The organism is Janthinobacterium sp. GMG1 (genome assembly GCF_034427795.1).
GTDB lineage: Bacteria > Pseudomonadota > Gammaproteobacteria > Burkholderiales > Burkholderiaceae_D > Janthinobacterium.
This window is the reverse complement of the sequence record NZ_JAXQNT010000002.1, coordinates 520,919-534,037: the sequence shown is the minus strand read 5'-3', so window position 1 is coordinate 534,037 and position 13,119 is coordinate 520,919. Positions and strand designations below refer to the sequence as shown.

Annotated in this window: 10 protein-coding genes; 2 read left to right on the top strand and 8 right to left on the bottom strand. The window is 61.0% G+C overall.

Annotated elements, in window-relative coordinates; translation table 11 throughout:
* Nucleotides 1–173: 173 nt before the first annotated feature.
* Nucleotides 174–917 (top strand): ribosome biogenesis GTP-binding protein YihA/YsxC, encoded by a 744-nt coding sequence (yihA, locus tag SJI03_RS07430; RefSeq protein ID WP_034778293.1) that lies wholly within the window; start codon nucleotides 174–176, stop codon nucleotides 915–917.
* A 78-nt stretch (nucleotides 918–995) separates the two neighbouring features.
* Here yihA and SJI03_RS07425 read toward each other — a convergent pair whose 3' ends face one another.
* The 5 genes from SJI03_RS07425 to SJI03_RS07405 all read right to left on the bottom strand — a co-directional run bounded on the left by SJI03_RS07425 (nucleotide 996) and on the right by SJI03_RS07405 (nucleotide 8,605).
* Nucleotides 996–1,883 carry a hypothetical protein gene (locus SJI03_RS07425; protein ID WP_233516168.1) on the bottom strand — a complete coding sequence of 296 codons (888 nt, stop codon included), beginning with the start codon at nucleotides 1,881–1,883 and terminating at the stop codon, nucleotides 996–998.
* A 271-nt stretch (nucleotides 1,884–2,154) separates the two neighbouring features.
* A complete protein-coding gene (locus SJI03_RS07420; RefSeq protein ID WP_099378441.1) occupies nucleotides 2,155–5,265 on the bottom strand; it encodes an efflux RND transporter permease subunit in 3,111 nt (1,036 codons plus the stop codon).
* Nucleotides 5,262–6,434, bottom strand: coding sequence for an efflux RND transporter periplasmic adaptor subunit (locus SJI03_RS07415; RefSeq protein ID WP_099378440.1), 1,173 nt, complete (start codon nucleotides 6,432–6,434; stop codon nucleotides 5,262–5,264). The genes SJI03_RS07420 and SJI03_RS07415 overlap by 4 nt, the downstream gene beginning before the upstream one ends.
* Nucleotides 6,435–6,521: 87 nt before the next feature.
* Nucleotides 6,522–7,880 carry an ATP-binding protein gene (locus tag SJI03_RS07410; RefSeq protein WP_099378439.1) on the bottom strand — a complete coding sequence of 453 codons (1,359 nt, stop codon included), beginning with the start codon at nucleotides 7,878–7,880 and terminating at the stop codon, nucleotides 6,522–6,524.
* The gene (locus tag SJI03_RS07405; protein WP_034753223.1) at nucleotides 7,877–8,605 is read right to left on the bottom strand and encodes a response regulator; all 729 of its coding nucleotides are present in this window, start codon (nucleotides 8,603–8,605) and stop codon (nucleotides 7,877–7,879) included. Before SJI03_RS07405 ends, SJI03_RS07410 begins: the two co-directional genes overlap by 4 nt.
* Before the next feature lie 186 nt (nucleotides 8,606–8,791).
* On the opposite strand from SJI03_RS07405, the gene SJI03_RS07400 reads away from it, so the two are divergent.
* Nucleotides 8,792–9,328 (top strand): Spy/CpxP family protein refolding chaperone, encoded by a 537-nt coding sequence (locus tag SJI03_RS07400; protein ID WP_322426691.1) that lies wholly within the window; start codon nucleotides 8,792–8,794, stop codon nucleotides 9,326–9,328.
* Between the two features lie 71 nt (nucleotides 9,329–9,399).
* Here SJI03_RS07400 and dsbD read toward each other — a convergent pair whose 3' ends face one another.
* The 3 genes from dsbD to SJI03_RS07385 form a co-directional block, all read right to left on the bottom strand.
* Nucleotides 9,400–11,352 carry a protein-disulfide reductase DsbD gene (dsbD, locus tag SJI03_RS07395; RefSeq protein ID WP_322426690.1) on the bottom strand — a complete coding sequence of 651 codons (1,953 nt, stop codon included), beginning with the start codon at nucleotides 11,350–11,352 and terminating at the stop codon, nucleotides 9,400–9,402.
* 173 nt (nucleotides 11,353–11,525) lie between these two features.
* The gene (gene rplQ, locus SJI03_RS07390; protein ID WP_034753219.1) at nucleotides 11,526–11,918 is read right to left on the bottom strand and encodes a 50S ribosomal protein L17; all 393 of its coding nucleotides are present in this window, start codon (nucleotides 11,916–11,918) and stop codon (nucleotides 11,526–11,528) included.
* Nucleotides 11,919–12,057: 139 nt separating this feature from the next.
* Nucleotides 12,058–13,035, bottom strand: coding sequence for a DNA-directed RNA polymerase subunit alpha (locus tag SJI03_RS07385; protein ID WP_008444343.1), 978 nt, complete (start codon nucleotides 13,033–13,035; stop codon nucleotides 12,058–12,060).
* Nucleotides 13,036–13,119 lie beyond the last annotated feature (84 nt).

Genomic DNA, 13,119 nt, shown 5'->3' with positions numbered 1-13,119 from the left:
GACAGTGAGAAATTAGTGGTGGACATTGCCGCGCCCTGTGGATTTTTGCTTTATTTTCAGGGCCGCAAGCCGCATCGCTGCTACGCCGGCAACAATAAACAACCCCTTATTGTACAATAGCTTCTTGGCGTTATCGCTCCCTTATCGCTCCCTTTTGTTGCTTTACTACTCCCATGTCAAAACTCTGGCAAGCCCGCTTCTTTACGACCGTCAACCAATTGCGTGACCTGCCCGATACCACGGTGCCGGAAATCGCCTTTGCCGGCCGCTCCAATGCCGGTAAATCGACCGCCATCAACATCTTGTGTAATCAGAAAGGCTTGGCGTTCGCCTCCAAGACACCTGGCCGTACCCAGCACATCAACTACTTCTCCATCGGCGGCGCCCACGTGGCGCAGCACCGCAAGGATGCCACCATCGTCGAAGAGATCGAATGCCTGCTGGTCGACTTGCCGGGCTACGGCTACGCGGAAGTCTCGGGCTCGGCCAAACTGCACTGGCAGCGCCTGCTGGGCGACTACGTGCAGCGCCGCGAGCAATTGGCCGGTTTGATCCTGATCATGGATTCGCGCCGCCCGTTCACCGACCTGGACATTCAGATGCTGGAATGGTTCGCCCCGACAGGCAAGCCGATCCACTGCATCCTGACCAAGGTCGATAAACTGAACCGTAATGAATCCGTGAATGCCTTGCGCCAGGCGAAAGCCAAGCTCGATAGCTACGTGGATGAAGACGGCGTCGGCTTCCCGTTCACCGTGCAACTGTTCTCGGCCCTGAAGCGCGTCGGCATCGACGAAGCCAACGACAAGATCATGGAGCTGGCCGGCATCAGCGAAGATGGCGCGGCCCAGATGGTCGAACTGATCGACATGGAAGACGACGTCGAGCCGGAAGCGGGAACCGACAAACCGGCTTGATCGAGATCAACGCTGCGTAAAAGAGGCTGCCCGTTCACACGGTGCAGCCTTTTTTATTGCCGTCAGTTTTCCGAGCGCCTAGCGCCGTCCCGGCCCTGAGCGTTTTTCGGAAAAGAATTCCTGGCGCAGGAAGGCCATCAGCTCGGCCGTGTCTTCCACGCGGGCGCTGAGGTTGACATTGCGCCCCAGGCGGCGCGATTCCCAAACGAAATCACCAGGCTTTTCAGCACGGATCAGCTGGATCATCTTTTTCACGATGGCCGTTTCGATATCGGGCTCATTGCCCAATTCCACTTTTTCCTGCTTCAGCCAATTGCGCTTGAAGTTGCCGTTCCAGCCCTTGAACTTGACTTCCGCGCTGAACGAAGTCTGGTTGACGATGGAAAACACGCCGCCCGAATCCTCGCGGTCGCTGCCGGAATTGCGTCCCTGGGCGCCGGCGATATTCGCCTTGGCCACGCGCATGGCACGGTCGTTTTCGCTTTCTTCGGCCGGCGGCGCGGGATTTTGCGCCTGGCGCTGTTTGCGGCGCTGCTCGATCATCGAGCTCATGTCTTCAGCCGGCGGCGGCGGCAACGGCACTTTCGACACCAGCGGCGGCGTGAAGGTTTCCAGTTTCGGCTTGTCGCGCGGCACGTCTTTCGTCACCACGCGCTTGCTCGGCGCCGGCGGCGGTTTCACCTTGGCCACTTTCGTGTCCTTCGGTTTCGGCGTGGGTTTCGGTTGCGGCTTCGGTTGCGGCTTGTCTTTCAGCGGCGCGATGTAGACCATCGCGCTTTCCTTCTTCGGCGGCGGAATCTTTTCGATCTTGTCGCTGTGCAACAGGACATACGCCGCCAGCAGCACGTGCAGCAAGACGGACACGCCGAGCGCCACCTTGCGCATGGTGCTGGTCCTGGACCCGTAGGCCGGTGGTGGCTTGATCACTTGCCCGCAGGTGGGGCAAACATCGGAATCGGCAGCCATCAAATGGGTCGTGTCATGCAAAATGAATCGTGCTTTCTGTGTAGCGACAAAAGTAATCTTACAGGGCAGCCATAGTGCCAGAGTCCCTTGCTTTTGGGAACACTTCCTCGGCATTTCCAACCCGAAGCGTACAGGATAGCGACATTCCTTGCAGCGGTATCAGAGTACCTGAGCCGTGTCTTGACGGTTGTTACCGTATGTATCACGGCCCATACAAAACCGGCGCCGCATTCACGCAGGAACGGGGCGCCGGTGGTGGCCGTGTGGCGGCTCAGGACTTGTTGTCGAGTGCCACCAATTGCTCGTCCGTCAACGGTCCCGTGCCGCTGTACTTATCGAGGAACAAATAGATCACGGGCGTGATGAACAGGGTAATCACTTGCGAAAACAGCAAGCCACCGACCACGGCCAGGCCCAGCGGCTGGCGCAATTCGGCGCCGGCGCCCAGGCCCAGGGCGATCGGCAAGGCGCCCATCAGCGCCGCCGCCGTGGTCATCATGATGGGGCGGAAACGCAGGATGCACGCCTGGCGGATGGCCTCGGCCGGCGCCAGCCCGTCGTTGCGCTGCGCATGCAGGGCAAAGTCGATCATCATGATGGCGTTTTTCTTGACGATACCGATCAGCATCAAAATGCCGATGATGGCGATCATTGTCAGGTCCATGCCGAACAGGCGCAGGGTCAGGAGCGCCCCCACGGCTGCCGACGGCAAGCCGGCCAGGATGGTCAGCGGATGGATGTAGCTCTCATACAGCACGCCGAGCAGCACATAGATCACGGCCAACGCGGCAATGATGAGGATGATCTGGCTCGATTGCGAGCTCTGGAACACGGCCGCATCACCGCCGTAGCGCGTGATGATGGAAGCCGGCAAGTTCATGTCCTTGGCCATCACATCGATCTTGCCCGTGGCGATACCGAGCGGCACGTCGGGCGCCAGGTTGAAGGCGATGGTGACGGCCTGCAACTGCCCCTGGTGATTCACGGACGTGGGACCGATCGTGCGTTCCACGTAGGCAATACTCGACAGTTTCACCAGTTCGCCCGTCTTGCTGCGCACGGACACGCGCGTGAGCGCATCGTCATACTGGCGGTCGGCCGTGGCCGCTTCCAGGATCACGTAATAGCTGGCGGCCGACGAATAGATGGTCGACACTTGCCGCTCGCCAAAGGCGCTGTACAGGGCCGTGCGGATGTCGGACATTTGCACGCCCAGCAGGTTGGCCTTGTCGCGGTCGATCCTGAGCGACGCCTGCAAGCCCTTGATCTGCGAATCGCTGGTAACGTCGCGGAAGGCGGGATCCGTGCGCATGCCGGCGATAAACTTTTCCGCCCAGTCATTCAAGGCGTCGGGGCTGACGCTTTGCAGGGTGTACTGGTAGCGGCTCTTGCTCTGGCGTCCGCCCAACTGCAAGTTTTGCACGGGACGGAAATACACGGCCATGCCGGGCACGGTGCTCGTCGCGCGGCGCAGGTTTTCCAGCACCACGGGCATTTTCGGCCGCTCGCTGCGCGGTTTCAAGACCATGAACATGCGGCCCGTGTTGCCGCCGCCGACGAACGAGGTCACATCCTGGACGCTGGGATCCGCCTTGAGCACGGCCGCCACGCGGGCTTGCAAGTCCTGCAGTGCCGCCGAGGAAATATCCTCCGACGCTTCCGTATTGACCTGGATCTGGCCCAGGTCTTCCTCTGGGAAGAAACCTTTCGGTATCGTCGCGTACAACAGCACCGTCAGCGCAAACGTACACACGGCAACGAACAGCACCACATTGCGGTGCGCCAGTGCCTTGTCGAGCAGATGCACATAACCGTTGCGCAATGCCGTGAAACCCGCTTCGAAATGGCGGCCGATAAAGGTTTTTTCGCCATGACTGGGGTCGCTGTCATTGTGCTCGCGCGAATCGGCCGGCAGGAAGCGGCTGGCCAGCATAGGCACCAGGGTCAGCGACACAATGGCGGATACCAGCACGGCCAGCGAGACGACAACGGCGAACTCATGGAACAGCAAGCCGATCACGCCCGGCATGAAGAAGATGGGGATGAACACGGCCACCAGCGAGACGGAAATCGAGATGATGGTAAAGCCCATCTCTTTCGCCCCTTCCAGGGCCGCGCGTATCGGTTTCTTGCCCATCTCGATATGGCGCACGATGTTTTCCAGCACCACGATGGCATCGTCGACAACCAGGCCCACGGCCAGGGTAATGCCCAGCAGCGAGACGTTGTCGAGGCTGTAGCCGAGCCAGTACAGCAGGGCCAGGGCGCCGAGCAGGGAAATCGGCATGGTGACGGCGGGAATGAAGGTGGCGGCCGCGCGGTGCAGGAACAAAAAGATCACCAGCACCACCAGCACCACCGTCAGCGCCAAGGTCAGATTCACGTCGTGGATGGCTTCGCGGATCGACAGCGAACGGTCGTTGACCAGGCTGATCTGTATCGATTGCGGCAATTGCTCCTTGAAGCCTGGCAACAAACGACGCACGCCATCGACCACTTGCACGGTGTTGGCGTCCGGTTGGCGCTGCACCATCAGGCTGATCGAGCGCTCGCCATTGAAACTGCCGACGGACTTGATCGATTGAAAACTGTCTTCCACCTCGGCCACGTCTTTCAGCCGCACGGGCTGGCCATTGCGGCTGGCGACGATCAGTTCGGCAAAATCGGCCGCTTTCATCATTTGCGGATTGCCCTGGATGGTCAGGGTCTGGCTCGGACCGTCAAGGATGCCCAGCGGGGAATTCGTGTTCGAGGTGCGCAAGGCGGTGGCCAACTCGTCCATCGTCAGATTGCGCGCATTCATCAGGTCGGCACGGGCGCGCACGCGCACGGCAAAGCGTTTCTGGCCATTCACGATGACCTGGGCGACGCCAGGCAAGGTCGACAGGCTGGGCGCGATCAGGTTTTCCGCATAATCATTGAGGTCCGACAAGTTCAGCGACGGCGACGTCATCTGGATGAACAGCACGGGCGCATCGGCCGGATTGACCTTGCGGTAGGACGGCAAATCCGTCATTTCCGTCGGTAACTGGCGCTGCGCGCGCAGCAGGGCCGCCTGCACGTCGACGGCCGCCTCGTTGACGTTGATGCTGGCGTCAAACTCCAGGGTCAGCGAAGTATTGCCCAAGGTACTCGTGGACGTGATCAGGCTGAGGCCGGAAATGGTGGAAAACTGCTTTTCCAGTGGCAAGGCCACCGACGAGGCCATGGTTTCCGGGCTGGCGCCGGCCAGGTCGGCGCTGACGTTGATGACGGGCGTGTTGTAGCTCGGCAAGGCCGCCACGGGAATTTGCAGATAGGCCAGCACGCCGGCCAGGATGATGGAGAGGGACAGCAGCACCACCATGACGGGGCGGCGGATGCTCAGTTCGGACAGGTTCATGCTGGCTTGCCCTGCGGTGCGGCGGCGCCATCGGCAGCCTTGTGTTTTTCCACCAGGCGCACCTTGCTGCCTGGGCGCAAGTTCTGCTTGCCATCGACGATGACTTTTTCATCGCCTGCCAGACCGGTGACGACGGCACTCGGTCCGAATGCATACACGCGTGTCACCTTGCGCATCTTGGCCGTACTGTCCGCTTCCATCGAGTACACGAAGGTGCCGGAGGTACTCGTGATGATGGCATTCTGCGGGATCACCAGCGCATCCTTGAGGGTGCGCACGGTCAGCTGCGTATTCACGTACTGGCCTGGCCACAAATCGGTGCCGCCATTATTGAAACGCGCCTTGATCCTGATCACACCTGTGGCGGGATCGACGGCATTGTCGATGAAGTTCAGTTTGCCATCGAGCTGCTTGCCGCCCGCATCGGACAACAGCGCCGTGACAGGCACCTCGCCCGCCTTTTGCGCCGCCAGCAAGCCGGACAGGCTGCTTTCCGGCAAGGTGAACGACACGTCGATCGGGTCGAGCTGGGTGATGCTGGTGAGCGACGTGGTCGGCTGCACCAGGCTGCCTGCGTAGACATTGATGGCGCCCACCCTGCCCGCCTGCGGCGCGCGCAGGACGGTGTAGCTGGAATCGACCTGGGCGGCGCGCAAGGCGGCCTGGTCGGCAGCCAGCAAGGCACGTGCCGCGTCGAGCTGGCTTTGCAGGGTATCGACGGCGCCCTGGGCGATGAAATTCTTGCTCAGCAAATCCTGGTTGCGCTTGAGCTGGCGCTCGAAGTCCTGCACCGAGGCGCGGTCGCGCAAGACCTGCGCCTGCGCCTTGTCGACATTCGCGTGCTCGCTGCGCGCGTCCAGCGTAAACATCAGCTCGCCCTGCTTGACGAACTGGCCTTCGCGGATATGCACCTTGGTAATCGTGCTGGTCGTCTGCGGATGCAAATCCACGCTGCTGATGGGCATCACGCTGCCATTGGCTTGCAACACCATCGGCACGTCCTCGCGCACGGGCGTGACCACGCTCACCGTCGTCGGCGCCTGTCCGCCCTTGCCCCCTTTGCCATCCTGTCCGCCGCTCGCCGCGCCGGACTGATGATTGAAATACCAGATGCCGCCACCGATACACAGGGCCGCACCCACGAGGATTGCCAGACTAGTCTTTTTCATTGTTCTGTCACGCTGTTGCAGCGCAGGGCTGCAGGTTGAAGGTAGTTGCCAGGGGGCATAAAGCACAATATTGTCGCACGGAAATGCTCACTTTCCTGCGTAATACTCTGGCACGATCAGGGTGACTTCCAGTCCACCGTCGACATGATTGAGCAGTGAAACCGTGGCGCCGTGCTGCTCGGCAATATTGCGCGCGATGGTCAGGCCCAGGCCCGTGCCGCCAGATTCGCGCGAACGCGAAGTCTCGATGCGGTAAAACGGTTCGAACACTTTCGCCAGCTGATCTGGCGCAATGCCTGGCCCGCCGTCGCGGATGCGTATGCGCGCGGCACCGGGAATGCGTTCGACGGTGACCTGCGCGTACAGGCCATATTTGACGGCATTGTCGATCAGGTTCACCAGGCAGCGCCGCATCGCGATCGGGCGCGCCATCAGGGCCATGCCTGCCTGTCCACCTAGAGTGACTTTCTGGCCGGCATCTGCCGCATCGGAGCAGACGCTGTCTAACAGGGAATCGAGATCGAGCGCCTGCATCGCTTCCGTGCTGTCCATCGAGCGGGCCAGGTCCAGCCCTTCCTTGACCATGCTTTGCATGGCTGACAGATCGCCCACCAGGCGGTCATACAATTCCGTATCCGCCACTTTTTCCAGGCGCAGCCGCAAGCGCGTCAGCGGCGTCTGCAAGTCGTGCGTGATGGCTGCCAGCATCTGTGTCCGCTGGGAAATATGCTGGCGGATGCGCGCCTGCATGGCATTGAAAGCGGCGCTGGCCTGGCGGATTTCGCTGGCGCCCGACAGGGTCAGCGGCGGGTGGTTGATGTCATTACCCAGGTCTTTCGCCGCCTGCGCCAGTTGCTTGAGCGGGCGCATGGTCATGCGCGTGACCAGGTAGGCGAGGATAGCGATACTGATCAGGAAAGGTAGCAAGGTCATCCAGTCGTTATGTTCATTGAACGGCGGCTGCTGGCGCGGCGGCAAGACCATCAGGCGCAGTACGTGGCCATCCTGCATGCGCACGTCGAGGTTTTCGCAGGTGCCGCCCCATGGCTTGGCGGAAAACATGCCCGGCGACTGGCGCGGCTTGACGCAGGCGGCCGGACGTTCGGCCAGCGCGCTGACCTTGAAACCTTCACCCAGTTTGGCTTGCAGGGCGGTGGAAAACTCCGTCGGCGCGCCGGGCGTATGTGCCGTGTCAGGACGCAATTCCAGCCGCACGCTGCCCTTGTTGGCCACCTTCAGGTAGGCGGCGCGCGAGGCCAGCGGCACCACGTCGGCCGCCATCACCAGCTGCTCGGCCCGCTCGACGGCGTGATAGTCGCGGTATTGCTCGATGGCGCGCTGGCGTTCGCCCACGGCCAGCCACTGCGTCAGCGCGGCCGAGGCGACAATGCCGATCAGCAGGAACATGAAGACGCGGCCCGTCATCGATCCCAGGAAGGCCTTCACGCGTGCGGCTCCACGTTGACCTGGCCGGCCAGCACGTAGCCGCCGTTGCGCACGGTCTTGATGATTTGCGGCAAGCGGGCATCTTCACCGAGTTTTTGCCGCAAGCGGCTGATCTGGATATCGATCGAGCGGTCGAACGGGTCGGCGTCGCGGCCCTGCGTCAGGTTCAGCAACTGGTCGCGGTTGAGCACACGGTTCGGATGCTCGAGGAACACGCGCAGCAAGCGGAATTCCGCGCCCGACAGCATGATCACCAGGCCGCTGGGATTGAGCAAATGGCGCGCCGTCAAATCCAGCGTCCAGCCAGAAAAGCGGATTTGCTGCGCCTTGTCCGACGGCACGTTCGACGGCATGGCATGGCTGCGGCGCAACACGCTGCGTATGCGCGCCAGCAATTCACGCGGTTCGAACGGCTTCGGCAAATAATCGTCGGCGCCCATTTCCAGGCCCAGGATGCGGTCCAGCGGTTCATTGCGCGCCGTCAACATGATCACCGGCACCGTCGATTGGGCGCGCAGCTTGCGGCACAGGGTCAAGCCATCGTCGCCAGGCAGGTTCAAATCGAGCACGATCAGATCGGGCCGCGTTTCATCGAGGATTTTCCACATGGCCGTGCCATCGGCCGCGCCCAGGGTGCGGTAGGCGTTCGTTTCCAGGTAGTCCGCCAGCAAGCTGCGGATATCGCGGTCATCGTCGACGATGAGAATTGTAGAAGTGGGTTCCATGATTCGAATTATCCCCACTTCCCCCGGCCTTGCACAGCGCATTTGTATCGTCTTGTATATAGGAGACCCGAAGAAACATATAGATACAAACTGTCTGGCAGCGGACACTTCGGGGAAACATGGCACGTCCAACATGGATTCATGTGCAGCAACATGTACATCCCTCACTTTTACAAAGGAATCCAGATGAACGCCTCAATGACAACCTTGCGCAAGAATTTGATCATCGCCATGAGTGTACTCGGCATGGGTGCGGCATCGCTGACCGTCCACGCCCAGGAAGCGGCCGCCAGCGCGCCTGCCGCCAGTACCAAGATGCAACATGAAGGCCAGCGCGGCCAGCACCGCGCAAGCAACCCGGCCGAACGCATGGCCAAGTACCAGTCCCGCCTGCACGACAAGCTGAAGCTGACAGCCGCGCAAGAACCGGCCTGGGCCACATTCACGGCCGCCAACGCGCCGAAAAAACCGATGGGTGACTGGAAAGCCAAGCACGAAGCGATGGCCAAGCTGTCGGCGCCGGAGCGCATGGAGCAATGGATCGCCATGTCGAAGGAACGCATCGCCAGCCAGGAAAGTCGCCTGGCCTCGCTGAAAACCTTCTACGCCGTGCTGACGCCCGAACAAAAGAAAGTGTTTGACGACAGCGTGCCTGGCGGCAAGCACGGTGGCCACCACCGCGGCGGGCACCATGGCATGCATCGGCAGCCCAAAGCTGGTTAAGTTTTAACTGGCGCAGAAACAGAAAAAGCCTGCATTGCAGGCTTTTTCTTATTCGCGAGACAAGCGACCGCTTATTGCCCGTCGAGCTTACGCAACGAGGTCAGGAAAGTAGCGGCGTTCTGGAAGCCGATCACGCGCGACTGGGCGATTTCCTGCCCTTGCTGGTTGAACATGATGATGCCCGGCGGGCCGAACAGCTGAAAACGTTTCAGCATGGCCTTGTCGTCCGCATCATTGGCCGTCACATCCACTTGCAGCAGCACGGCTTGTCCCATTTTCTCGCGCACGGCGGGATCGACGAATGTCAGCTTTTCCATCTCGATGCACGACACGCACCAGTCCGCATAAAAGTCCAGCAGGGCCGGCTTGCCGTTCAGCTGGGCCAGCGCCGCATCGAGCTGCGCCACGGTCTTTACGCGCGTAAATGGTTGCGCGTGCACTTGGCCACCGCCGAGGTGCGCCAGTGGCGCCAACGGGTCGCGGCCACCGCTGGCCACGCCCACCAGCTGCATCGCCCCCAGCACGGCAAACACGAGGCCAAAGGCCTTGGCGATCCAGGCGTTCTGCGCGCCGCTCTTGCCCACCAGCAGATACATGCCATAGCCGACGAACAGCACCGTCCAGCCCAGCATCTGCACGGCGCCCGGCAGCACGGGCGAGACCAGCCACCAGGCCACGCCCAGTTGCAGCACGCCAAAGAAGCGTTTGACGGCATCCATCCAGGCGCCGGCGCGCGGCAGCAAAGTGCCGGCCGACACGCCCACCAGCAACAAGGGCACGCTCATGCCCACGGCCATGGCAAACAGGGCGCTGCCGCCGATGACGACGTCGCGCGTCTGGCTGATGTACAACAAGGCGCCGGCCAGCGGCGCGGCCACGCAGGGTCCCACGATCAGGGCGGAAATGGCGCCCATGACGAACACGCCCGCCAGGCGGCCCGACGATTGCTGGTTCGACACGGACGTCAGCTTGCCTTGCAGGAAAGCCGGCACTTGCAATTCATAAAAACCGAACATCGACAGCGCCAGGCCGGCCATCAGCAAGGCAAAGAAACCCAGCACCCACGGGTTTTGCAGTTGCGCCGCCAGGCCTTCGCCCGCCAGGCCGGCCGCCACGCCCAGCGCCGTGTAGACGATGGCCATGCCCAGGGCGTACGTCAGCGACAGCAGCAAGCCGCGTGAACGGCTGACCTTGGCGCCATCGCCGATGATGATCGACGACAAGATCGGCACCATCGGCAGCACGCACGGCGTAAAGGCCAGGCCCAGGCCCAGCAGCATGAACAGGGGCACGATGACGAGCAATTTGCCGCCCTTCAGTGCCGCTTCGATCTTGCCCATCTCGCTTTGCGCGGGCGCGGCGCTTGCCGCCACGGGGGCCGCCGCCACCGGCTCGGGTGTGCTGGTGATGTTCGCCTGGGGAATGCTCAGCACGGACACGCCAGGCGACGCCTGCGCCTGCGGGCCGTTGACGGCCGCCGTGTCGACTGCGGGCGCGGCCGGCAGGGCGAATTTCGACGGCAGACCTGCGCCCGGCGCGATGCTCTGGCCGCCGCCACCGCCCACCAGCTGGGCCGTGGCATCCTGCGGCGCATAGCACAGGCCCTTGTCGGAGCAGCCCTGGCCCGTCGCCTTCAGGGTGAACGCGCCTGCCGCGTCCACGGGTATCGTGATGGTGAGCGTCTTGCGGAAGGTTTCCACGTTCTTCTGGAACGTGTCGTCGAACTTGACCTTGCCAGCCGGATACACGGGTGTGCCCAGCTTGGCGCCCACAGCTTCAAATTTAAAACGTTCGTGGTACATATAGTAGCCATCGGCGATCACATACGTGACGGCGATGGTGGACGGATCCTGCATGCGGGCGGAAAACTTGAAGGCCAGTTCCGGATCGAGGAATTCATCATCGGCACGGGCCTGGCTTGCGCCAAAGACGGCCATGACCAGCAGCAGACAGGTGGCAAACCAGAGCAGCAGTTGATGCAGGGGAGCGGCGCGCACGGTGGCGCTGGAGGGGAAACGGGACATGAACGACCTTTTTCTGCGGCAACAGCTGTGCCATTCGACAAGAGTCGCGCGGAGCAGGCAGCGCTTGTGCCGGGCCGGCGCGAAAGAAGAATAGTACACCGCAGCAAGGATAGCTGCAGCAGAAAACAAAAAAGCCAGGCTAGGCCTGGCTTTCTCAGATGCAATTACTGGGATTACTCGCCAGCAACTTCAACTGCTTCGGTCGTATCTGGACGATCCATCAGTTCAACGAACGCCATAGGAGCGTTATCGCCGACGCGGAAACCCATTTTCAGGATACGTACATAACCACCGTTACGGTTGGCGAAACGTGGGCCCAGTTCAGCGAACAGTTTGACGACCATTTCACGGTCGCGCAGGCGGTTGAAGGCCAGACGCTTGTTTGCCAGGGAGTCGGTTTTGCCCAGGGTCAGAATTGGCTCGACAACGCGGCGCAGTTCTTTTGCTTTTGGCAGGGTGGTTTTGATCGCTTCGTGACGCAGCAGCGATACTGTCATGTTGCGCAGCATTGCCAGACGGTGGGACGAGGTACGATTCAGTTTACGGAGGCCGTGACCGTGACGCATGATAAATCCTTTCGGTGAGTGTTTAAATTCCAGTTCTTCGATCAGCTGAGAGAGAAACCCCTTACAGCCGCGGACCGGTTTGGTACTACAAAATAAAAGCCTGGGACACCTGTCCCAGGCAGTTTGCTACAACTACGAATTACTTTTCCAGGCCGGCAGGCGGCCAGTTTTCCAGCTTCATGCCCAAGGTCAAGCCGCGCGATGCCAGCACTTCCTTGATTTCGTTCAGGGACTTGCGGCCCAGATTTGGCGTTTTCAGCAGTTCGTTTTCCGAACGTTGGATCAGGTCGCCGATGTAGTAGATGTTTTCCGCTTTCAGGCAGTTTGCCGAACGCACGGTCAACTCCAGGTCGTCGACTGGACGCAACAGGATAGGATCGACCAGCGGAGCGCGCGATGGCGCTTCGGCGGCGGCTTCCGTGCCTTCCAGGGCTGCGAACACATTCAACTGGTCCACCAGGACGCGGGCCGACTGGCGGATCGCTTCTTCCGGCGAGATCACGCCGTTGGTTTCGATATTGATGATCAGCTTGTCCAGGTCGGTACGCTGTTCAACGCGGGCCGATTCAACGAAGTACGATACGCGTCGCACTGGCGAGAACGATGCATCCAGGATGATGCGGCCGATGGTCTTGTTCGTGTCTTCCGACAGGCGACGCACGTTACCAGGAACGTAGCCGCGGCCTTTTTCAACCTTGATCTGCATGTCCAGCTTGCCACCAGCGGTCAGGTGGGCGATCACGTGGTCAGGGTTGATCAGTTCGACGTCATGCGGCAGGTCGATGTCGGAGGCCAGGATCGCGCCTTCGCCTTCTTTTTTCAGGGTCAGGGTTACCGAATCGCGGTTGTGGACTTTGAAAACCACACCCTTCAAGTTCAGCAACAGATCGACGACGTCTTCTTGCACGCCATCGAGGGAGGAATATTCGTGGACGACGCCAGCGATCGTCACTTCGGTCGGCGCGTAGCCTACCATCGACGACAGCAGAACGCGGCGCAACGCGTTACCCAATGTGTGGCCATAGCCGCGCTCGAACGGTTCCATCACGACCTTGGCGTGACCTGCACCGAGAGCTTCAACATCGATAATACGTGGCTTCAACAAACTGTTTTGCATGAAATGTCCTTTTCAATACCCTCGGCTCATTACACCGATAAGGCTGATGGCATTAGTAAAACGCCCACCCGAAAGAAAACGAGT